This is a genomic window from Streptomyces sp. A0592, assembly GCF_004795115.1.
GTDB classification, from domain to species: Bacteria; Actinomycetota; Actinomycetes; order Streptomycetales; family Streptomycetaceae; genus Streptomyces; species Streptomyces erythrochromogenes.
The window spans coordinates 127811-148976 of the sequence record NZ_SSBM01000010.1; the positions used below are offsets into that span (position 1 = coordinate 127811).

At 72.0% G+C, this 21166-nt stretch carries 20 protein-coding genes; 9 read left to right on the top strand and 11 right to left on the bottom strand.

From position 1 onward, the window contains the following. Positions 1–50 precede the first annotated feature (50 nt). The 4 genes from E6U81_RS16975 to E6U81_RS16990 all read right to left on the bottom strand — a co-directional run bounded on the left by E6U81_RS16975 (position 51) and on the right by E6U81_RS16990 (position 5539). The gene (locus tag E6U81_RS16975) at positions 51–3038 is read right to left on the bottom strand and encodes an ATP-binding protein (protein ID WP_136230917.1); all 2988 of its coding nucleotides are present in this window, start codon (positions 3036–3038) and stop codon (positions 51–53) included. Between the two features lie 7 nt (positions 3039–3045). Next, a complete protein-coding gene (locus E6U81_RS16980) occupies positions 3046–3630 on the bottom strand; it encodes a hypothetical protein (protein WP_240803858.1) in 585 nt (194 codons plus the stop codon). Between the two features lie 106 nt (positions 3631–3736). Then, positions 3737–3997 (bottom strand): hypothetical protein, encoded by a 261-nt coding sequence (locus E6U81_RS16985; protein ID WP_031147587.1) that lies wholly within the window; start codon positions 3995–3997, stop codon positions 3737–3739. Between the two features lie 81 nt (positions 3998–4078). Next, the gene (locus tag E6U81_RS16990) at positions 4079–5539 is read right to left on the bottom strand and encodes a conjugal transfer protein (protein ID WP_240803859.1); all 1461 of its coding nucleotides are present in this window, start codon (positions 5537–5539) and stop codon (positions 4079–4081) included. A gap of 477 nt (positions 5540–6016) precedes the next feature. Between E6U81_RS16990 and E6U81_RS16995 the strand changes: the two genes are divergently transcribed. The 7 genes from E6U81_RS16995 (at position 6017) to E6U81_RS17025 (ending at position 13470) form a co-directional block, all read left to right on the top strand. Next, positions 6017–6475 carry a hypothetical protein gene (locus tag E6U81_RS16995; RefSeq protein ID WP_136230918.1) on the top strand — a complete coding sequence of 153 codons (459 nt, stop codon included), beginning with the start codon at positions 6017–6019 and terminating at the stop codon, positions 6473–6475. 40 nt (positions 6476–6515) lie between these two features. After that, on the top strand, positions 6516–7151 hold the full coding sequence (locus E6U81_RS17000; RefSeq protein WP_136230919.1) for a hypothetical protein: 636 nt from the start codon (positions 6516–6518) through the stop codon (positions 7149–7151). Beyond that, entirely contained in the window at positions 7148–8338 is a 1191-nt protein-coding gene (locus E6U81_RS17005) for a hypothetical protein (protein ID WP_136230920.1), read from the top strand. The genes E6U81_RS17000 and E6U81_RS17005 overlap by 4 nt, the downstream gene beginning before the upstream one ends. Next, the gene (locus tag E6U81_RS17010; RefSeq protein ID WP_240803860.1) at positions 8335–8724 is read left to right on the top strand and encodes a DUF4913 domain-containing protein; all 390 of its coding nucleotides are present in this window, start codon (positions 8335–8337) and stop codon (positions 8722–8724) included. Before E6U81_RS17005 ends, E6U81_RS17010 begins: the two co-directional genes overlap by 4 nt. Before the next feature lie 166 nt (positions 8725–8890). Next, entirely contained in the window at positions 8891–9586 is a 696-nt protein-coding gene (locus tag E6U81_RS17015; protein ID WP_136230921.1) for a hypothetical protein, read from the top strand. Between the two features lie 7 nt (positions 9587–9593). Continuing rightward, entirely contained in the window at positions 9594–11630 is a 2037-nt protein-coding gene (locus tag E6U81_RS17020; RefSeq protein ID WP_136230922.1) for a peptidoglycan DD-metalloendopeptidase family protein, read from the top strand. A gap of 103 nt (positions 11631–11733) precedes the next feature. Beyond that, positions 11734–13470 carry a type IV secretory system conjugative DNA transfer family protein gene (locus E6U81_RS17025; RefSeq protein ID WP_136230923.1) on the top strand — a complete coding sequence of 579 codons (1737 nt, stop codon included), beginning with the start codon at positions 11734–11736 and terminating at the stop codon, positions 13468–13470. Positions 13471–13552: 82 nt separating this feature from the next. On the opposite strand, the gene E6U81_RS17030 is transcribed toward E6U81_RS17025, so the two are convergent. Genes E6U81_RS17030 through E6U81_RS39855 form a run of 5 tightly spaced genes read right to left on the bottom strand, consistent with a single transcriptional unit; the run spans position 13553 to position 16535 of the window. Continuing rightward, on the bottom strand, positions 13553–13831 hold the full coding sequence (locus tag E6U81_RS17030; RefSeq protein ID WP_136230924.1) for a hypothetical protein: 279 nt from the start codon (positions 13829–13831) through the stop codon (positions 13553–13555). A 50-nt stretch (positions 13832–13881) separates the two neighbouring features. Further along, positions 13882–14376 (bottom strand): DUF5956 family protein, encoded by a 495-nt coding sequence (locus tag E6U81_RS17035; RefSeq protein WP_206309954.1) that lies wholly within the window; start codon positions 14374–14376, stop codon positions 13882–13884. Positions 14377–14435: 59 nt separating this feature from the next. Then, positions 14436–15020 (bottom strand): HD domain-containing protein, encoded by a 585-nt coding sequence (locus E6U81_RS17040; RefSeq protein ID WP_136230925.1) that lies wholly within the window; start codon positions 15018–15020, stop codon positions 14436–14438. Between the two features lie 6 nt (positions 15021–15026). Further along, positions 15027–16328 (bottom strand): cytosine deaminase, encoded by a 1302-nt coding sequence (gene codA / locus E6U81_RS17045; protein ID WP_276615807.1) that lies wholly within the window; start codon positions 16326–16328, stop codon positions 15027–15029. Positions 16329–16367: 39 nt separating this feature from the next. Next, positions 16368–16535: a hypothetical protein gene (locus tag E6U81_RS39855; RefSeq protein WP_158714733.1), complete on the bottom strand. Its 168-nt coding sequence runs from the start codon at positions 16533–16535 to the stop codon at positions 16368–16370. 87 nt (positions 16536–16622) lie between these two features. Between E6U81_RS39855 and E6U81_RS17050 the strand changes: the two genes are divergently transcribed. Both E6U81_RS17050 and E6U81_RS17055 read left to right on the top strand, forming a co-directional pair. Next, positions 16623–18434 carry a prolyl oligopeptidase family serine peptidase gene (locus E6U81_RS17050; RefSeq protein WP_136230926.1) on the top strand — a complete coding sequence of 604 codons (1812 nt, stop codon included), beginning with the start codon at positions 16623–16625 and terminating at the stop codon, positions 18432–18434. A gap of 37 nt (positions 18435–18471) precedes the next feature. Further along, entirely contained in the window at positions 18472–19287 is an 816-nt protein-coding gene (locus E6U81_RS17055; RefSeq protein ID WP_136230927.1) for an SURF1 family protein, read from the top strand. Here E6U81_RS17055 and E6U81_RS17060 read toward each other — a convergent pair. Next, on the bottom strand, positions 19254–20348 hold the full coding sequence (locus E6U81_RS17060; protein WP_136230928.1) for a hypothetical protein: 1095 nt from the start codon (positions 20346–20348) through the stop codon (positions 19254–19256). The two genes, E6U81_RS17055 and E6U81_RS17060, sit on opposite strands and share 34 nt — an antisense overlap. Next, entirely contained in the window at positions 20345–21058 is a 714-nt protein-coding gene (locus tag E6U81_RS17065) for a SigE family RNA polymerase sigma factor (RefSeq protein ID WP_240803871.1), read from the bottom strand. The genes E6U81_RS17060 and E6U81_RS17065 overlap by 4 nt, the downstream gene beginning before the upstream one ends. Positions 21059–21166 lie beyond the last annotated feature (108 nt).

Consider the following 21166-nt stretch of genomic DNA (forward strand, 5'->3'; position numbering starts at 1 on the left):
GGAGTCTCCTTGGGTAACGCGTTCGGATGCATCGTGGTGCGGGGGCACCGCTATCGGGCGGCCACGGCCTCGGTCGGCCGCTCCTCGCGGGCGGCCTCCTGCATGAAGGTCCAGTCCCACACGCTGAGCGGCGGGTCCGTGGCCTGGCGGCCCGGACGGGTGGTGCCGTTGGTGTCCGTGGCGGCGAGGATCTCCTGGAAGACGAGGTCCACCGCGACCGTGCCGACCCGCTTGTCGACGTCCCGCTGCAGGCAGACACCCGTTCGCAGCTCCTGAAGGGAGTTGGACACCTTGGTGTCGCTCTCGGGCCGGCCGAGCAGCGGCGCCACCAGCGAGGCCTCCTGGGCGGACTTCTGCTTGAACGCGAAAACGGTGTGGATCTGGTTGGCGCCGCCGCTGCGCGCCTCGGAGTCCTCGATCTGCACCAGGTCAATGGCCTGCTGGGTGATCAGGACGATCGCTGCGAGGTACGAACGGCCCTGCTTGAGCGCGCGCCGCATCAGGTCGCGGCCGCTCTCGGTCGCGGTGACGACGTACGCCTCGTCGACGAACAGCGCCTTGGGCCGCAGCCCGACCTCGCCCGTCACGGGGTTCTTCTCGTAGCCGACGTCGAGCATCTGGCTGCCCAGTTCCACAACCGCCATGAGGGCGGTGGCGGCCAGCCGCTCGGCAGGGTTCCAGCTGCGCGGGTCGGAGGAGGCGGGCGTCTGGAAACCGCGCAGCGTGATGACCGTGCGGCGCTTGCGCATGGCGGACAGGGTCTGCGGGTTCTCGGAGAAGGCGAGGCGCGCGTACGGCAGGGTGCGCAGCTCGGTGAGCAGCATCTGGGCGAGCTTGAGGTCCTTGACGGCCTCGCGGTCTCCGGAGGCCACCGCTTCGTCGTACGCCCGGATGACCTCGTCGACCACCTGCCACAGGGTCGGCCTGGGCACCTGGCGCTCGGCGTCGCGGGCGGTCAGGCCCTGCTCGGTGGCCTGCCTGATCGCGGAGTTGTACCAGCCGACCACGGTGGCCATCGCCTCGATGACGGGGAGGCGCACCCGCTGGTAGTCCTCGTCTCCGAGGAAGCCCCTCAGCATGGTCTCGGCGAGCAGTCGGCCGGAGGGGACGTCACGGGCGACCACCCAGGGGTCGAGCACGCCGGCCTGCCCCTTGAGGAGGTCGACGACCTCGGTCTCGGCCCAGAACTCCGGGTTGACCGGCTGGAAGCGGCTCTGCGCGGTCCCGAGGAGGCCCGCCTCGGCATCGAGCGGGAACTCGGGGTCGTTCACCTGGGACCCGAAGGCCAGGTAGTAGCAGAGCTGGGCGAAGTCGGTCTTCGGGTCGATGACGAGGCAGCGCACGCCCGCCTCCGACTCCTCGTAGAACTTCTGCAGGGCCAGCGAGGACTTGCCGCCGCCCGATGCGCCGACGATGGCGACGCCACCGCCGTCGTTGCGCGCGGGGCCGACGTGCAGGGAGTAGTGGACCGGGGTCTTGCCCGCCCAGCCGACGAGGTTGCCGACCCAGCCGAGCTGCTTGCCGGAGCGGCGCTCGGGGTTGTCGCCGAGCTCGGTGCCCGCGGTGGGCAGCCCGGCGCCGAGCTGCTCGACCTCCTGGAGGCGCAGGTACGGCGCGATGGGCAGCTTGGGCGCGTCGCCCGGCAGCTGGGACTGCAGCAGCCGCCACTGCTGGCGGCTCGGGCGCAGCAGCGTGACCTTCAGATCCTGCTTGAACTGCATCTCCAGGACGCGGCGGCGGCGCTCCAGCTCGGTGAGGTCGGGGGCCGAGATGGTGAAGCGGATCTGCGCCTCCATGCCCGGCATCTTGTGCTCCTCCACGTCGTCGAGGAGGTTCTGGGCACGGGTGACCTGGGCCGCGAGCTGGGTGCCGGGGGCACGTCCCGAGTTGGCCATGTCGTTCATCTCGTCGACGAGGTTGCCGCTGATCTTCTTCGCCCGGTCCTGGAACTTCAGGTACGGGATGAGGGTGAAGCGCATGTCGATCTCCACGGGGAAGTCGACGTGCTGCGCCGCGTAGCGCGCCCACGCGGTGGACTGCCGGAAACGGGTCTCGGTGGGCCAGCTCGCGGCGACGAGGGTCGTCGTGTAGCTGGTGTGCCGCTCGCCGGTCATCTCGTCGTACTGGTGCAGCACGATGTGCGTCTTGTGGTTCTCGCCGGAGAAGTCGACCACCAGGTCGAACTGGTCGGGCCCCCAGGAACGGCTGCCGAGCACCGGCTCGGCGGGAATCGGCAGGTCACCGTGGAGCGGCTTGCGGATCAGCCAGACCAGTTCCTCGCGGCTCAGCGGAGTGCCGCCGAGGCCGTCGAGGCTCTCGTGGACCTCGCGCGCGACCTGGGTCCACCGGCCCAGGAGTTCGGGCGACAGGTACTCGTCGTGCACGCCCGTGGCACCGGCGGCCGCCGTGTCGGCGGCACCGCGCACCGACTGGGCCAGGCCGGTCTCCTCGACCGGGTCGTCGCCGCCGGAGAGCACACCGCTCTCGCCGCCGGACTTCCGCTTCATCGACCCCAGCTTGACGAGCAGGATGTTGCGTTCGCGCAGCGCGCCGATGCGCTCCTGGTACTCGGCCTTGCGGAAGTTGTACGCCTTGTAGTTCTCCGTGGGGTCCCAGGCCACGGCATTGAGCTGCTCGGCCCAGTCCTGGGCGGTGATCGGCCGGTACACCTTGCGGTAGTGGCACTCGACGTTGCGGTCACCGCGGGCGAGGTTCAGCAGCGCGCGGGCCGGGGCCTCCGCCATGGCCTGGAGCTCGACGGCGTTGAGGTACTCGTCGATGGCCGTGGGCAGGGCGATGCCCGTCCAGACGGAGTCCCCGTGGACGAAGATCGTGTCGTCAGCGTACCGGTAGGGCAGCCGCATCTCCTCGCGCCGCTTGGCCGGCGCCTGGCTTCGCGAGGAGCCGCCGCTCTTGGAGCCGCCGTTCTTGGAAGCGCCGTTCTTGGAGCCGGCGTTCTTCTTGGCGGAAGTGGACGCGAGGAGCATGGCGATGAGGAAGAAGGCGACCGCCCCGCCAAAAATGATCAGCATGAACATGGAGGAGTCATCCTGCGGTCTCGGAGTGTGCGGTCTCGGCGGGTGGGATCGGTGAGGACGCGCTCGGTGAGGACGCGCTCGGTGAGGACGCGCTCGGGTACGGGGCGGAGGCGGCGTACGAGGAGCCGTGCCGGGCCGCCGTCGCGAGTGCCGCGTCGTAGCGCTTGTGCCAGCGGCGCGCCTGCGGCTGCCACAGGATGACCTGCCAGTGCAGCTCCTCCGGTTCGCGGTCCGCGGCCAGGCCCTGGAGGCGTTTGGGCTGCACCCAGTAGTCGGCCCAGACCACCACCTGCTGGCTGAGGGTGAGGGCCGAGGGCAGCGGGCGGCCCCAGACGAAGTAGACGCCGACCGGCGGCCCGAGGTACAGGACCGACGTGATGAGCGACAGGCCCAGGAAGGGCACGAAGGCCGACACCGAGAGCAGGACCACGATCCACAGCACGCCGAAGCCGAAAGCGGCGCCCAGGGCGGGCAGGAGCAGACCGGGCAGCGGAATGTTGCCCCAGTTCCAGATGCGCTTGGGGCGGTTCAGCAGGTCCGTGTGGTCGTAGGCGACCATGGGCGCCGGTGCATCCGGCGCTTCCTGCGTCATCAGTCGGTCCCCCTCTCTGGCGTGGTTGCGTGCCGCTGGTCGTGGTCGCGGGCGGCGCGTCCACGGTCGCGGGCCACGTCCCTTTCGCCGCGGCCCGGACCCGGGATCAGCCCTTGCCGCCGATCTGCTCGCCGAGGCTGATGAGCATTCCGGCGAGGCCGGCGGCGCCACCGATGATGAAGGCGGCCAGCGCGATCATGCCGAAGCCCTGGAAGGCCTCACGCATGCCTTCGCCGCGCTTCATCGACAGCAGCATCCGGATGCCGAGGATGAGGAGGGCGCAGGAGGCGATCGTGATGCCCAGGCCGCCCAGGATGTCCTGGATCTTGCCGAACATGCTGTCGAGGGTCGTTGCTGCCAGGATCACGCGGTGTCCTTCGTTGTGAGGGGTACGGATGGGTGTTGCGTCGTGCAGGGCGGCCGGTACGCCGCCTCACGCGATGCCGTCTCAGGGGGCCGGCTGGGAAGCGGCCGGTTTGGGCGCAGCGGGGAGGCCGGGGGAGGCCGAGCCGGACGGGGCGGACGGGGCGCTCGCTCCGGAGGCCGGGGTGGCGGTCGGGGAGGCCGCGGTCGGCGTGTCCGCCCGTCCACCCGTCGGGTCCATGACACCGCCGCGGATGTCCTTGATGAACCAGCCCTGTGCCGTGTTCACGACGGTGACCCGGTACGAGCGCTTCAGCGCGACTTCCGCCTTCGCGTCCTCCCCGCCTCCACCGCCCCAGACGACCGTCACCCGGGCCGGCACCGCCTGGCCCTGGGTGTACGTGGCCTTCTTGCCGGTCTCGGTGCCCTCGGGGGCCAGCGCCTGGACCTCTTGGACCACCGGGGCGGTCAGAGCGCCGGCGAGGCCCGAGACCGCCGCCGTGGTGGCGTCGGGGGTGGTGAAGCGGGTCAGGGCGGTGGTGTCGGACGCGGCCCACGCCTTGAAGTAGCCGGCCAGGACCTGGTCCCTGAGCTGGGCGGAGAGCTCCTGGTCGATGACCTCTTCCCGCTTCTCCAATGCGGGCGCGGTATCGCGGATCGGCAGCGGCATCTCGCCGACGTTGCCGACGACCCGCAGCCCCGACGCTCCGGCGAGGTCCTTGACGTACACCGGTACGGAGAGGGTGGTGGTGCGGCCGCCCGCGAAGGTGACCTGGATGTTGAGGTACCGGCCGTTCTTCCCGTACTCGGGGAGCTCTTCGACGGTCCCGTCCCAGCTGGCCTGCTTGACCTGCTGCTTGCCCTTGCCGTTCCAGCCGCAGTCGCGGTCGACTCCCAACGAGGTGTAGCGGGCGAGGGCTTCGCGGCGCTTGTCGGTGTTCTCCGGCGCGTACGTCATGCAGAGGGAGGCGTACTCCTCGGCGAAGACCGCCGCCGACTGGACCGGGAAGTCGGTGAGGCGGTAGCGGTCCAGGTCCTCACCGGCCAGGGCTGCGGGCTTCACCGAGACGGAGGACCGGCCGATGACCAGGCCCGTCACGCCGCAGGACCCCAACGCGAAGACGCAGGTGGTGATCAGCAGGGTGGCGCGCAGGGCGACGTGCGTGCTCCGGCCGTTCGAGGGGAGGCGGCCACCGGGGCGCGGCACATCGAACCGGGCGTCCGGCCCCTTGGCGCCGCTGCGTTCGGGCGCGGGGGCGGGGACGCCCTGGGCGGCGGACCGGTCCGCACCGGCGGTGGGTGCGGTGGTGCCGGCGGAGGCCGCGGGGGCGGGAGCCGTCCCGGCGTCCTTGCGGCTCGCGCGCGCGGCCTTCTTGCTCTCGTACTCGGCCTTGCGTGCCGCCCTCTTGCGTTCGTACTCGGCCTTGCGCTCGGCCTTCGCCTGCTCCCGCTTGTCCTTCTTCGACTCGGCGGCAGGTTGCGCCGCGCGCGGCGGAAGGCTCGGGACCGCCATCTGGCCCGGCGGAGTGTTGGACTGTGGGGCCACGCGCACCCAGGCTGCCGCCACTTGGCTGCGGGCCGCCTCAGCGGAGAGCTGGGGCGGGGCGGGGGTCTCGTACGGACCCGGCATCCGCCCGGCGGGCTGGGCCGCCCCGGACTGTGCGGGCCCGGGCTGTGCCGCCCCGGACGGTGCGGGCTGCTGGGAAGGCCATCCCTCGCCGGCCCCGTCAGCAGAACTGCTGTGGTCCGTCATCGACTCGGTTCTCCCCCCGCGTGTGATCCCCGTCCGCCGGTAGGGCGTGCGGCGGGCCTGGTGAGACCAGGTGCGGTCGGCAGTGTGGCAAATCGAGCCGGTGTTCCCCTCCCGCTTTTCCTCGCGGGGAGAAGTGAGGAAAAAATAAGGAATCCCTGTGGGGAAAGCCGCGGGCCGACGGCGAGGCGGCCGGCCGCGGCTCCGTCACAATGCCGGGTTGTGCCCGGGTTGCGGGCACGGAGCCGTCCCCGACCACCCGAAGGACGAGAGTTGAGCGAGCTGAAGGTCCACCCGTGGCAGGACGCGGGCACCGACGCCGAGACCCCCGAAGCGCCGGTCGCGGACGCCGAACACGCCTGGATCGACGGCTACGAGCCGGGCAATCCCTGGCAGGCGAAGCTCTGCCTGCGCACCCCGCTCGGCACGGTCGCGTATCCCCTGACGCCCCACACCATGCCCGACCTGCTGGAGGGCCTGGTGGTCGTCGCGCAGGAGCAGCAGGGGGTGACGGGTGCGGACGCCCTGTACGACCCCGACGCCGACGGGGCCGAGGACGACGCGCAGCCTGACGGGCCGGCAGAGGCCGCGAGCCTGCACACCGGCCGCGCGGCGCGCTTGACCGGCTGGGCCGTGGTCCACGAGCTGTGGGAGCGGGAGGACCCGAAGGCCCGCCTCGTCATGGGCGCGATCGTCCTCGCCGTGTTCGCGTTCGGGATCTTGCTTTCCTGACGGGATACGGTCAAACCCACCACGGACGAAGGAGCCACACATGCTGACGGAAACAACCGGCCGGACACCCCAGGACCTTGCCGCCGAACTGACGGGCCTCAAGGCTGTCGACGACTGGCCCTCGGTGTGGTCGGGCCCGCCGGAGGGCGGGACCCGGCAGTTCTACGACTGGTGCGCACGGTACGGGTGGGAACCCAAAACGATCGACCGCACCCTGCAGCTCCGTACGCGCAGCGGCGGGGAGTGGACCTTCTTCGCGGAGGTGGGCGGCTCCTGGACTCCGCTCCGTGCGCTCGGCCACTACACCTGGCAGGTGTCGGCAGGTTCCGGTGACGAGAACGGTGCGGTGCACGCTGCCGCAGCCGAGGTGTGGCCCGCTTATCTGAAGGCCGCCGAAGAAGTTCTGGGCGCACCCTCCTGGTCGGGAAACTGGGACTCGGCCGATTTCCCGGAGCCTCCCCGGCCCGACTACTGGTCCGACAGGGAAGACCGGATGGAGACCCGCAGCCCGTACCGGTTCGCCTTCTGGGCGCCCGACGAGCGAGTTCCCGGACAGCCGTTCATCGTGCTTCACCAGTCCCTGTCGTTCCAGGCCTGGACGACTGCCGAGCCCGGTGGTTCGGCCATCGCCCTGGACGTGTTCGCACCGACTGAGTTCCTGTCGGGTGACAGGTGAGCGAGGCGATACGCCCCACCCTGGAAGAGATCGAGCTGGCGAAACAGCTTCAGGCGGAACACGAGGAACGAAGGCCGCGGACGAGCAAGGAGGCCCGACAGGTCATCCGTGGGATCTACGCGGACTGGCAGGCGGGCAAAGGCGCGAAGGAGCCGGCCAAGGATCTGCTGTCGTACGTGAAAGAGGTCAGCAAATCGGCGGACGTCACGAACGAGGATCGCGGAGAGGTCCGGGCGCTCTGGACCTGGAAGTCCCAGCCCGAGGGCGCGGACCGGGAGATACCCCACCGGTACCTGGCCCAGGCCTGTGGCCAGACGCGGGGGTACCAGGTACTGGAGGACTCCCCGGCCGGACAGCAGCTGGACGGCTACTGGCTCGGGGAAAAGATCGTGCATGACACGCTCGTGCAGTCCTACAACATTAAAAGCAAAGCTGTTGATGACACCGTCGCCAAGATCTGGGACGACGTCTCGGCACGCTACATCGAGGCTGCTGAAGGAAAAGTCCTCGTCTTCGCAGCCGAGGTCGGGGAGAACTCCGTCCTGGGCAAGACGGAGCTGCCGCGGGCCATGGCCAACGAGCACGTCCGCAGGGAGGGACTGGAGTTCCCGATCGAGTTCCCCCACCAGGCGCATCTGCCGACGGACATGCACGAATTGCTGGCGCACCCCGCTACGAGGACCGTACTGCGCAGGGAGCACTACGACCTGGAGGAAACAACCCCCCAGCAGTTCGCCGCCAAGCTCGCCGCCATCGAGGTCCCCGAGCACCTGAAGCAGGCGCACACCGAAGCGGTCGCCCGGCTGGGTGCCGCCAAGGACTACTCCGAGCTGACCGCGCCCCCGGTGGAGCCCACAGAGGCCGGGATCGCCCCGAGCGAGCCGGCTCAAGCCGAACCGGCCAAGGCCGAGCCCCCACAGCCCGGTCCGAAGCAACCCGAGTTGCAGGAACCCGCGCCCTCGCAGCCGGAGACCAAAGAGCCCGAGCCCAAACAGCCGGCGCCCACACCGCCTGCACCTGCTCAGCCCGAGCCCAAGCAACCCCCGCTGGGGCACTCCTTCATACACGGCGGGGGCGTTCCCACCCGTGTGGTCGTGCCGCCGCGCCCCAAACCCGTCGCCAGCACGCACGGCGCGATCAACCCGGTGATCGAGGCCGCCCCCAAGTCCCCCGGGGTCGAACAGTGACCGATCGCGAAGAGATACCGCCCCCCGGCGAGGAGGTCGAGCTCTACTTCTCGGACGTCTTCGCCTTCGTCAAGGAGTTCCTCGCCCCGACGGTGCGCCGGCGACTGAACGGGTCCTCCGCCACCTGGTGCCCCCGCTGGTGGGAGCACCCCGAGGCCGGCGCGCGGCTGTCCGCGCTGTGGCTCGCCTGGGAGCAACTGCGCCTGGAACCGACCCTCGGCCTGTCGACGTGGTGGCTGCACCACGCCGATCCGCATCTGCGCGTGTTGATGGACACCGACCTGGGCCCGTTCGCGGCCTGTTCGCCCAAGGAGGGCGGGCACACCGCGTACCCCTTCGACGCGCTCCCGCTGGAGGAGTACGACCCCGAGGCCCAGCCCTTGTAAGAGCTCGGTGACGGCGTCCCCCTCCCCATCTCCCCCGCCCACCAGGCGTTTTCCTCCCCCCTCCGCACCGCTTTCCTCGCCTTTCCCCGCGAGGAAAGCGCACGTCCGGCAGGCCGTCCCGCCGCCTACCGTGTCTCGGCGACCTGACTGAGGGAGGGCCGGGACGGTGGACTCACCTGCCGAGAACAAGCGAAGTGCGGTACTGGCGCTGGCACTACTGGGTGCCCTGCTGGTCGGCAGCCTGGTCGTGCTCGTCGTCTTCGACGGCGAGGACGGCGCCGAGGCCGACGCCAAGCCCGAGGCGACGACGGCCACACGAGGCGCGGGTACCGGTACGGGTACGGGGACGGGTGCAGCTTCCGGCGCCGGGGCTGCCGCGCCGCAGTCCGGGGCGGCCTCCGGGGTGCCCCCCATCGTCCAGCCCGACGACCTGGGCGAGGCCCACCGTGCGATGGCCGAGTACATGGCGGGCCTGAACACCTTCAAGTACAGCGACGACACCGCCTCTTGGGCGCCCCGCCTGCTGGCCCTCACCGAGGGCGGCGAGCGGATGAAGAAGCTGACCGTACTGCCGACCGGCAAGGCCTGGGCCGTGTGCCAGCAGTCCAAGTGCTCCTCCGAGGGGCAGGCCTTCGTACGCCGGGACGCGCTGATCGCCGACGAACTCACGCGCGGCAGCGGTCAGACGATCTCGAGCGTGGTGGAAGTGACCGCGACCCGATCGAACGACGGCACCAAGGCCGAGACCGAGACCAACACCTGGCTGGTGAGCGCGCGCAAGAGCGGCGGCAAGTGGCAGGTGAACGGCTTCGACATATACGGCCTGGGCAACGTGGGCGCGCCCGAGCCCCAGGGAGGGTGAGGCACCCGTGGTGGCTCCTGCCGTACTGGCGGCCGCGTCGAAGGCCGCCAAGGTGGCGAAGGCCGCCAAGAGCGCGGCCCAGGTCGCCTCGGGGCAAGGCGGCGGAGGCGGAAAGAAGAAGAACAACCGCAAGTGGCTGCTGCTGTTCGCCGGCGCCGGCGCGATGCCGGCCCTCGGCATCCTGCTCATCATCGTCATCCTGGTCAGCGCCCTCGTCGGCGGCCTGGGCGGGGGCGCGGCCCAGGCCGCCTGCGGCAACTACGGGGAGAACGCGGCTGCGGGCAACACCGGCGACAAGGCGGCGACGAACCCGATCATGCCCGCCGGCAAGATGTACCTGCCGAGCGACACCGCCCGCGACGAGATACCCCCGAAGATGATCCTCGCCTCGATGCGCGCAGCCGCGCGCTACGACGGCCTCGACTGGACGATCATCGCCGGGCAGATGTACCAGGAGACCAAGTACGGCCAGGACAAGTCCGCGGCCTCCGGCGGCGACAACGGCATGGGCTACAAGGGCCTGCTCCAGTTCGGTGACGACGCCTGGCACGACTATGGCGACGACGGCAACGGCGACCGCCAGAAGGACCGCTACAACATCGACGACGCGGCCTTCGGCGCGGCCAACTTCATCCACGCGCTGAAGGTGGAGACCAACGCCTGGGACGCGCTGCTCACGTACTCCGGCTCGAACAAGAACAACACCGTCTACCCCCGCGTGGTCCTCACCCAGGCCGCCCGCTACCGCGGCACCCTCACCGGCGACAAGGACCTGATCAACCGCTGGTACGCGCACCTGAAGGCCACCGTCGAGCAGAACCCCGGCTTCCCCGTCCTCGGGAAGGACGCGGACATCCCCGAGCCGGTCAACAACAACGCCCAGCCGAGCGAGGCGCTGAGCATCCGCTCCTCCGGCCCCCGCAGCTGGTCCACCCCGCCCCTCGGCGGCGGCGGACAGGGCACGACGACGGCCATGGCACCGGTCGCGTTCTCCCGCCCGCTCGCGGCCCCGTTCCGCCCGGACGACCCGCCCGCGACGGCCGACGGCAAGAACTGGCAGTGGCCGCTCAAGGAGGGCACGTACAAGGTCGGCACCAAGTACCACGCGGAGGGCCCGCACTGGCGCCTCGGCTACCACACCGGGCTCGACCTGGAGTCTCCCATCGGCACCCCGATCTACGCCCCGGCCGACGGCAAGGTCGTCAAGCTCGGCAGCGGCGGGGCGTACGGCAACGAGACACGCCTGGAGCACGCGAGCGGCATGATCACCCTGTACGCCCACCAGAGCACGGTCGCGGTGAAAATGGGCGACACCGTCAAGCGCGGCGACCAGATCGGAGCGGTCGGGGACACCGGCAACACCACCGGCGCCCACCTCCACTGGGAGGTGCTGATGCCAGGTGTCGACGACCCCTTCCGCAGCGGCCAGGACAACGGCCCCGGCCAGATCGACCCCCAGGCGTGGCTGGCCGGCAAGATCACGGCGAGCCCGGACTACGGTGGCGTGCCCGGCGGCGGCGACGGCAAGGGCAAGGACGCCGACTACCGCGACTGTGCCAAGAACGGCAAGGGCACCGCCGTCCCGCCGGACGGCCTCGGCTCGACCGGGCCCATCCCCGACGTCGACGACCAGGTGGTGCGGGCGGCGCTCGGCTGGGCCCAGCGGGGCATCGGCAAGCCCTACGTATGGGCGGCCGGCCGTCTGCAGGGCGACAACCCCACGTCCTTCGACTGCTCCAGCTTCACGCAGTGGATCTACTACCAAGCCAGCGACGGAAAGATCAACATCGGCTACACCACCTACGACCAACAGCCCAACCTCAAGCCCTACAAGGTCGACCTGAGCCAGACCAAGCCGGGCGACGTGATCTTCTTCCAGCCCAGCTCGGCGGGTTCCGAACATGTCGGCATCGTCTGGGACCCGGCCAAGCACACGATCCTGCACGCCCCCAGGCCGGGCAAGAACGTCGAATTCAGCAACTGGGAGTGGCAGGGGCAGATCACGGGCGTCTACCGGGTGCCGACCGGAGGAACGTTCCCCTGACGGAACGTTCCCCCCACCCGGTGGGCAGGACCCGCGCCCGAAACCACCAGAAGAAGGAAATGCCGGTGTCCGCCACAGGACCGGCGGAAGGAACGCCCTGACGATGGCCACCGAACCACAGAAGAAGCCGCGCGCCGAAGACGACTGGACGATCGAGATCGTCCTGCTCGTGGTCGGCGTCCTGGCCCTCCTGTCCGCCGCCTGGCTAGCCGCCCGCCTCGGCGCGTCGTTCGCCGGCGAGCCGGATCCGCCCGGCAACCCCTTGTCCTTCGCCGTGGCCCTGGCCACGGGCGACTACGCCTGGCCGGGCGGCGCGGCCAACGCCATCGCGGCCGCCGAGGCCCTGCTGGCCGCCGGGCTGGTCACCGCCGGCTACCGGATACGGCAGCGGCTGCGCGACAGACCGGACGTGGACCGCGCCGCCCGACACATGGTGGACGGCACGGACCTCGGCAAGCTCACCATGAAGGGAGCGGCCGCCACCGCCGAGCGCCTCGGCGTACAGGCCCAGGTCCCCGGTGTGTTCATCGGCCGGTCGGTGAAGGGCAGGCAGCCGCTGTTCGGCTCCTTCGAGGACATGCACGTCGACATCTGGGGCCCGCGTACCGGCAAGACGACCCGGCGCGCCATCCCGGCGATCCTGGACGCCCCCGGGGCTGTCCTCGTCACCTCCAACAAGCGGGACATCGTCGACGGCACGCGCGGGCCGCGCCAGGCCCGCGGACAGGTGTGGGTCTTCGACCCGCAGCAGGTGGCGCAGGAGCCGCCGGCCTGGTGGTGGAACCCCCTCTCGTACGTCACCGACGTGGCCAAGGCCCGCAAGCTGGCCGACCATTTCGCCTCGGGATCGCGCGACGCCGATGCCTCCACCGACGCGTTCTTCGACCCTGCGGGCCAGGACCTGCTCGCCAACCTGCTGCTCGCGGCGGCGACCGCGAAGGCGTCCGTCACGCAGATCTACACCTGGCTGTCCAATCCGAAGGACGACACCCCCGAGCGCATCCTGCGCAGCGCCGGGCACGTCATGCCCGCCGACTCCCTGGCGGGTGTGATCACGGCTCCCGACAAGCAGCGCAGCGGCATCTACGGCGTCGCCCAGCAGATGGCCTCCTGCCTGATCAATCCCGAGGTCAACAAGTGGGTGACCCCGATCGGTCCGACCGACGACCGCCCCGAGTTCGACCCGCACGAGTTCGTCCGCACCGGCTCGACCCTCTACTCGCTCTCCCGCGAGGGCAGTGATTCCGCGGGCCCGCTGGTGACGGCGCTGACCGTGGCCGTCGTCGAGGCGGCCGAGGAGTACGCCACCACCCAGCGCGGCGGCCGGCTCTCGCTCCCGATGGTCGGCGTCCTCGACGAGGCGGCGAACGTCTGCCGCTGGCGCGCCCTGCCCGACCTCTACTCGCACTACGGATCGCGCGGCATCGTCCTGATGACGATCCTCCAGTCCTGGGCCCAGGGCGTCGAGGTGTGGGGCGACCGGGGCATGGAGAAGCTCTGGTCCGCCGCGAACATCCGGGTCTACGGCGGCGGCGTCTCCGACACCCGCTTCCTCGGCGACCTCTCGGAGCTGGCGGGCGAGTACGAGCTCCGCGAGTACTCCGCGACGCAGGAGGCCAAGTTCGGCGGCTGGTCCGGCAACCGGACGGTGAACGAGTCCGTCCGCCGCGAACGCGTTCTGCAGGTCTCCGACCTGGGCTCGATGCCCCCGGGCCGCGCCCTCGTCCTGGCCTCGGGCAGCAAACCGGTCCTGGTGGAGACGATCCCCTGGTGGGAAGGCCCGTACGCGCGCGAGGTCAAGGCCTCCCTGTCCGCGTACGACCCCGGGGCCGCCCGCTGAAATCCGGCAGAGCAGGACCGGGCAAGGGCCTGATCCGAGAGATCGGATCAGGCCCTTGCGTCGTTTTCCGGGCTCGTCAGAATCAGAAGAGACGGGGCGACATGATGTGGGGCTCCGTGGCCGGGGCCTCGAAGACGCAGCGGGGGATGCCCGGGCCGGGGGTGGCACGGACGGAGACCTTCGTCGGGGGGTTCGTCGGGAGCTCGACGCGGACCGTCACGGGGTGGTCGTGATGCGTCGTCGCGTGGCCCGTCTCCTTGCCGTCGACCAGGACCTCGACGACCGCGGTGCGGCCGGTCTGGACCGTGGCACTGACCGAGTGGCCCGCGTGGTCGATGTGGAAGTGATGCCGCCGCCTCATGAGACCGCCTCCCGCCGCTGCGCCCCCACGTCCAGGGTAGCCAACACTCCCTAGGAGCTCTCGTGGAGCGCGGCCAGTTCCGTGCGGGCCAGGGACGGGAGGTCCGGGGAGGGGGCTGCCGCGGCCAGGGCGTCGAGGTGGTCGAGGACCGCGGCGACGGTCGTGAAGGGGCCGACCGGGCGGAGCAGCCAGAGGCGGCCGCGGGGGCGTGGCGGGAGGCCCAGGGCGGCGAGGGCCGCGTCGGCCTCGCGGTCGAGGCCCTGCAGGTCGGGCTCGGGGAGCGGGGCGCATTCCACGCCGGTGATGTGGCCGTGGCCGTCGAGTGCGGTGTCCACGGCCCAGTGGGTGGAGCGGTCGGGGATCCAGGTGCGGGCCGCCGGGGGCCAGACGTAGGGGAGGAAGACCCAGCGCAGGTCCTCGGGGGCCGGCTCCCAGCCGAGCACTTCCAGCTCCCGCACCTCCGGCAGCTGGTCGGCCTCCAGTTCGCTGCGGCCGGTACGGCGCTGTGCGAGCGGGTGCGGTGTTCCGTCCTCGTCCCACGACATGCGGGCACGCTATCCGAAGCGGTGACCGATCCACGTGACCTGCGCGGCGGGCGCCCGCGTCACGCGTCCAGGGGGTTGGCGGCGATGCGGGCGGCTGCGCCGCCCGCGACGTAGGCGGCGGCCGCGCAGTCCGGCTTGCGCTCCGCCTGGTCCTCGACGAGGGCGGTGAAGACGGGGCCGAAGCCGGCGCGCGGGTGGGCGGCGAGGAGGCGGGCCGTGAAGGCCGGGTCGAACTCGGCGAGGCGCAGGCCGGAGACGTCGGCGCTGGTGCCCACCTGCAGGAGGTGGCTCTCTGTGTCCTCGGCCGCGCCCACGTCGTCCCGCATGTGCAGGACGATGATCTCCTCGGCGCGGGCCCGGCGGTCCGCTGGCCAGCCCAGGCCCGCCGTCAGGACGCGGGCCACGTGGCCGCCCGCCTCCTCGAAGGGCAGGGTGTGGCTGTCGAACGGGGCGGTCAGGCCCAGGTCGTGCAGGAGGGCCGCCACGTAGAAGAGCTCACGGTCGTACTCCAGGCCGTGGTCCTGCGCGTACCGCTCGCCGAAGGCGTAGGAGCGCACGGAGTGGTTCAGGAGCGCCGTGTCCGCGTACTCCGACGCGATCTCCAGGGCGGCCCGGGCTGAGTTGGTGTCAAGCGTCCACGTCATGGCACGTCAGCGTAGGCGGCGGGTGAAGTCGACGTCCGACGGGGGCTCGCCGGGCCAGGACAGCCGGGTGGGGGCGGGCGGGGTCTCGGCGAGGACGGAGCCGCGCGAGACCACGTACCGCGGGCGCACCTGGCGGCGGATCGCCTCTTCGGGCGAGGGCGCGGGCAGCAGGACGAAAGAGGCGGGGGCGCCGGCCGTGATGCCGTACTCGTCGGCGCCGAGGCCGAGGACGCGCGCCGCACGGTCCGTCACCATCGAGAAGGCCACCGGGATGTCGTCGGCGCCGGTGAGCTGGGCGGCGTACAGGCCGACCAGCGCGGTCTGGAGCGGGTTGGCGGTGCCGAGGGCGTTCCAGGGGTCCATCACGTCGTCGTGGCCGAAGGCCACATTGACCCCTGCCGCCAGCATCTCCCGGACCTGGGTGAGGCCGCGCCGCTTGGGGTAGGCGTCGAAGCGGCCCTGGAGGTTGAGGTTGGCGAAGGGGTTGGCGACCAGGTTGATGCCCGAACGGGACAGCAGCCGCTGGAGTTTGAAGCTGTAAGCGCCGTTGTAGGAGCCCATGGCCGTCGTGTGGGAGGCGGTGGCCCGCTCGCGCAGGCCCGAGCGCAGGGCCAGGGTGGCCAGCACCTCCACGAAGCGGGACTGCTCGTCGTCGATCTCGTCGCAGTGGGCGTCCACCCGCAGGCCGTGCTCCTCCGCCAGCGCGAAGGCGGTCCGCAGCGAGGCGACGCCGTCCTCGCGGGTGTCCTCGAAGTGCGGGATCGCGCCGACGACGTCCGCCCCGCGCGCGACGGCCTCGCGCAGCAGCGCCTCCCCGTCGGGGAAGGAGACGATGCCCTCCTGCGGGAAGGCGACGATCTGCAGGTTCACGACGTCCCGCACCCGGTCGCGCACCTCCGCCAGCGCGTCGAGCGCGGTGAGGGAGGGGTCGGTGACGTCGCAGTGCGTACGGACGTGCAGTACGCCGTTGGCGGCCTGCCAGCGCAGCACCTCGGTGGCCCGCCCGATCACGTCCTCGCGGGTCAGGGTGCGCTTGCGCTCGCTCCAGCAGGCGATGCCCTCCCACAGGGTGCCGGAGGTGTTGGGCCGGGGCTCGCCGGCGGTCAGCGCCGTGTCCAGGTGGATGTGCGGTTCGACGAAAGGTGCGGTGAGCAGGCCGCCGTGCGCCTCGATGAGGAGGCCGGTGGCCGGCGGTTCCTTCTGGTCGTCGTAGGGGACGACCCGCGCGATGCGGCCGTCCTCCCCGACCTCGACGTCGGACAGGCCTGGTGTGTGGAGCAGCCGGGCGCCCCGGACGATCATCCGCATGGCGCCAGCGTACGGACGAAGGCGGTCGGCCGCGCTGGTTCAGCCGCGCTTGGCCTGGGCCTTCTGCTGCATGCCGCGCGTCTTCGCCGCCGTGGAGTGCGGGTCCTTGACCGCAGCCTTCGCACGGGCCTCGGCGGCCGTGTTCTTCGCCATCGCGCGTTCGGAGTCCTGGTGCATGTGGTGGCCGGTGCGGGCCTTCTTGGCCATGATCGTTCCTCCTTGGAGTACGGGTTCCACTGTGCGCCCGTTCGGAGCAGTCGGCATCCCGGGGGCGGCTGCGGCCACAATGGGCGCATGACCAGCGACAGCGAGATCACCCCCGAGACGCCCGACTGGGAGAAGAGGTTCCGTGCGCCGCGCGTCGGGCTGCCCGACTGGGCCGAGGACGCCCCGGACCGTTCGCTCTTCGTCTCCAACGCGACCGGCACCTTCGAGATCTACGCCTGGGACCGCGCCACCGGCCTGCAGCGGCAGGCCACCGACCGCCCCAACGGCACCACCGACGGCACCCTCTCCCCCGACGGCGAGTGGATCTGGTGGTTCTCCGACACCGACGGCGACGAGTTCGGCACGTGGGTGCGCCAGCCCTTCGCGGGCGGCCCCGACGAACCGGCCACCCCCGGCCTTGAGCCCTCGTACCCGGCGGGGCTCGCCATCGGGCGCGACGGCACCGCCGTCGTCGGGCGCTCCACGGACGAGGACGGCTCGACCGTCCACGTGGTCCGCCCGGACGGCTCCGAGCCCACGGTGGTCTACCGGCACCGGGAGTCCGCCGGCGTCGGCGACCTGTCGCACGACGGCACCCTGCTGGCCGTCGAGCACACCGAGCACGGCGACGCCATGCACTCCGCCCTGCGCGTCCTCACCCTCGACGGGACCACCGTCGCCGAGCTGGACGACTCCCGCGGCGGGACGGAGGAGCTCGGCCTGGAGGTGCTCGGCTTCGCCCCGGTCGCGGGCGACACGCGGCTGCTCATCGGCCACCAGCGGCGCGGCCGCTGGGAGCCGCTGGTGTGGGACGTGGCCACCGGCGCCGAGCAGGAGCTCGCGATCGACCTGCCGGGCGACGTCAGCGCCGAGTGGTACCCGGACGGCTCCGCGCTGCTGGTCGCGCACAGCTTCGAGGCGCGCAGCGAGCTGTGGCGCTACGACCTGGCCGCCGGGGAGCTCGTACGCGTGGACACGCCGCCGGGGACGGTGTCGGGGGCCACCGCGCGGCCCGACGGGACGGTGGAGTACCTCTGGTCCTCGGCCGCCGAGCCCTCGGCGGTGCGGTCCACCGCGGGCGGCGTCGTCCTGGACCCGCCGGGCCTGCGGCCGCCGGGCTCGGTGGCCGTGGAGGACGCCTGGGTGGAGGGTCCGGGCGGCCGGATCCACGCGCTCGTGCAGCGCCCTACGGGCCACGGCGACGGCCCCTTCCCGACGATCTTCGAGATCCACGGCGGGCCGACCTGGCACGACAGCGACGCCTTCGCCGCGACCCCGGCGGCCTGGCTGGACCACGGCTTCGCGGTGGTCCGGGTCAACTACCGGGGCTCGACGGGCTACGGCCGGGAGTGGACCGACGCCCTCAAGCACCGGGTCGGCCTGATCGAGCTGGAGGACATCGGCGCGGTCCGCGCGTGGGCGGTCTCGTCGGGCCTCGCGGACCCGGAGCGGCTCGTGCTGTCGGGCGGCTCCTGGGGCGGCTACCTGGTGCTGCTGGGCCTGGGCACGCAGCCCGAGGCCTGGGCGGTGGGCCTGGCCGCCGTACCGGTCGCGGACTACGTGACCGCCTACCACGACGAGATGGAGGCGCTGAAGGCCCTGGACCGCACCCTCTTCGGCGGTACGCCGGAGGAGGTCCCGGACCGGTTCGAGGTGTCCTCTCCGCTGACGTACGTGGACGAGGTGAAGGCCCCGGTCCACATCGCGGCCGGCGTGAACGACCCGCGCTGCCCGATCCGGCAGATCGACAACTACGTGGACCGGCTCGCGGCGCGCGGGGCTGTGCACGAGGTGTACCGGTACGACGCGGGGCACGGTTCGCTGGTCGTGGAGGAACGGATCAAGCAGGTCCGGATGGAGCTGGAGTTCGCGCTGAAGCACCTGCCCGCCCGACCCTGAGGACCGGTGGCCGGTGCACCCCCCGTACCGTGGTGGGGTGCACCGGTTTCTCCTGACCCCGCGCTGGTGGGGGATCAACGTCTTCGTCGCGCTCGCGGTCCCCTTCTGCCTGTTCATGGGGTCCTGGCAGCTCGGCCGGTTCGAGGCGCGTGTCGACAGCCACCGGGAAGCGACCGCGGAGCGGCCCGTCGACCAGGTGGCCGCCCCGCTGGACTCGCTGCTGCCGGTCGACACGGAGACCTCCGGACGGCTGGCTTCCGCGTCCGGTGAGTACGCCGAGCAGATGCTGGTGCCCGAGCGGCGGCTCGACGGCGCGTCCGGCTTCTACGTCCTGACGCTTCTGAAGACCGACTCCGGCAAGACCCTCCCGGTGGTCCGGGGCTGGCTGCCGGGCGCGGCGGATGCAGCCAGGGCGCCGGCCGCGCCGACGGGCCGGGTCGAGGTGACCGGGGCCCTGCAGGCCTCGGAGAACTCGGGCACGAAGGGGGTCCACGCGCAGGGCGGCCTGCCCGCCGGGCAGCTCGGCGTGATCGCCGCTGCCACACTGGTCAACATCGTCCCGCACGAGCTGTACGACGCCTGGCTGACCGTGCAGACCCCCGTGGACGGGATGCTTGCGGTGCCCGCGCAGGCGCCGACGAACACCGGGCTCGACCTCAAGGCCTTCCAGAACCTCGGCTACACGGGCGAGTGGTTCGTCTTCGTCGCCTTCGTGCTCTTCATGTGGTTCCGGCTCTACCGCCGCGAGGTGGAGACGCTGCGCGACGCGGAGGCGGGCCTGGTCGACCCGGCCGACCCCGCCGACCCCGCCGCGCAGGATCAGTCGTCGATCGGGATCGCACCCGTCCGGTAGACCGTGCCGCCGCAGGCGTCGGGGATCGACGTCCGCGTCGTCTGGGCACCGCTCGTCGGGGGGGTGTGGGACACCTCGACGACGCTCGGCGCCTGGGGCGTGCCCGTCTGGGGCTCGGACGCCGCCCCGCTGCCGGGATCGCCCGACGTGCCCGCCGAGCCGGTCGGCGGCGGCTTGACGCTCCCGTCCGAGCCGTTCGCCGCGCAGGGCTCGCCCGGCGGCACCCACGCGAAGCGGACCTCGTAGGACTTGTTCGGCGGGAGCACCACCACGGATGCCTCCGACGACGGGTCGGGCAGCAGCCCGCTGCCCGGGCCGCCCGCGGTGTGGCCGACCACGGCGACCCCCGAGCCCGGAACGAGCGTCGCCACGGGCGCGGAGGCCGCGGCCACGGTGTCCCGGCCGGTGACGGCACAGCCCTGCGAGGAGACGTTGGTGACCCGGAAGCCGCCGGCCACCCGGCCGTCGCCCTCCGGGTTGCGCACGAAGCCCACGACGCCCAGCTGCTCGGCGCCGCATCCGGGCACGCCCGGGGCGGCCACCGGCGGCAGCGGGCCCGTGCCCGCCGCAGGACCGGCCGCGGAACCGGCCGGTCCGCCCGAGGCGCCGGTGCCCGCCGGGCCCGACGTCGAGCCGCCGGCCGTGGCGCCGCCCTGCGAGGGGTCCGGCTGCCCGGTGGCGCCGCCCGCGTCCGGGGAGCCGCTGCGGGAGCCGCCGGCCTTCGGGTAGGCCCCGTATCCGTTCTGGTGCGGGTCGGACGCGCCGCCCTGCTGGTCGCCGGCGTGCGCCTCGTGCCCGGCCATGGCATGGCGGTCCGCGGCCGTTCCCTCGCCGCCCGCCAGGTGCAGGGCGGCCGGGATCGCGGTCCCCGCGAGCAGCGCGGCCGCGGCCGCGCCGACGACGGCCCGGCGCCTGCGGGACCGGCGCCGCGCGGGGACGCCGGTCAGGATCCGGTCCAGCGCGTCCTGGGAGGGCTGGAGGCCCTCGACGGCCCCGCGCAGGAGGATCCGCAGCTCGTCCTCGCCGTCCGAGCCGGCCGGCGACGTGTGGTCGTCCATCATGACTGCGCAGCCTCCATCGCCACCCGCAGCGCGGCAATGCCCCGCGATCCGTACGCCTTGACCGAGCCGAGCGATATCCCCAGCGTCTCGGCGACCTGGGATTCCGTCATGTCCGCGAAGTAGCGCAGCACCAGCACCTCGCGCTGGCGGCGCTGGAGTCCCCGCATCGCCTTGATCAGGTCGTCCCGTTCCAGCTGGTCGTACGCGCCCTCTTCGGCGCTCGCCATGTCCGGCATGGGCTTCGACAGCAGCTTGAGGCCGAGGATGCGCCGGCGCAGGGCGGAACGCGAGAGGTTCACGACGGTCTGGCGCAGGTACGCCAGGGTCTTCTCGCGGTCGCGGACCCGGTTGCGTGCCGAGTGCACGCGGATGAACGCCTCCTGCACCACGTCCTCGCAGGAGGCGGTGTCGTCCAGGAGCAGCGCGGCGAGGCCGAGGAGCGAGCGGTAGTGCGCCTGGTAGGTCGCCGTGAGGTGGTCGACGGTGGTGCCGGCCACCACCTCGGCCGTCTCGTCCTTGCCGCTCGCCTCAGCCTCGGCGCTGTCGCGCTGCGCGGGCACGAGGCCGCCCGGGACCGGTGCGGCGGACCGTGCGGGGGCCTCGGGGGTCCCCGCCGGCGGGACGGGACGGATCACGGGGAGACCGCCGCCGGGCGTGCGGAGATCCCGGCGCGGCGGGAGGATCCCCGTGCGTGCCGGTAGGACAGCCAGTTCGAGCAGTGCCTCTGCCACGCCTGTAGGACACGCGTCCCCCCGTCAGGGTTGTACGCGCGTGGAAGCCTCACCGGAGAAATCCGTATTGCGCTCATGCGTACCCGC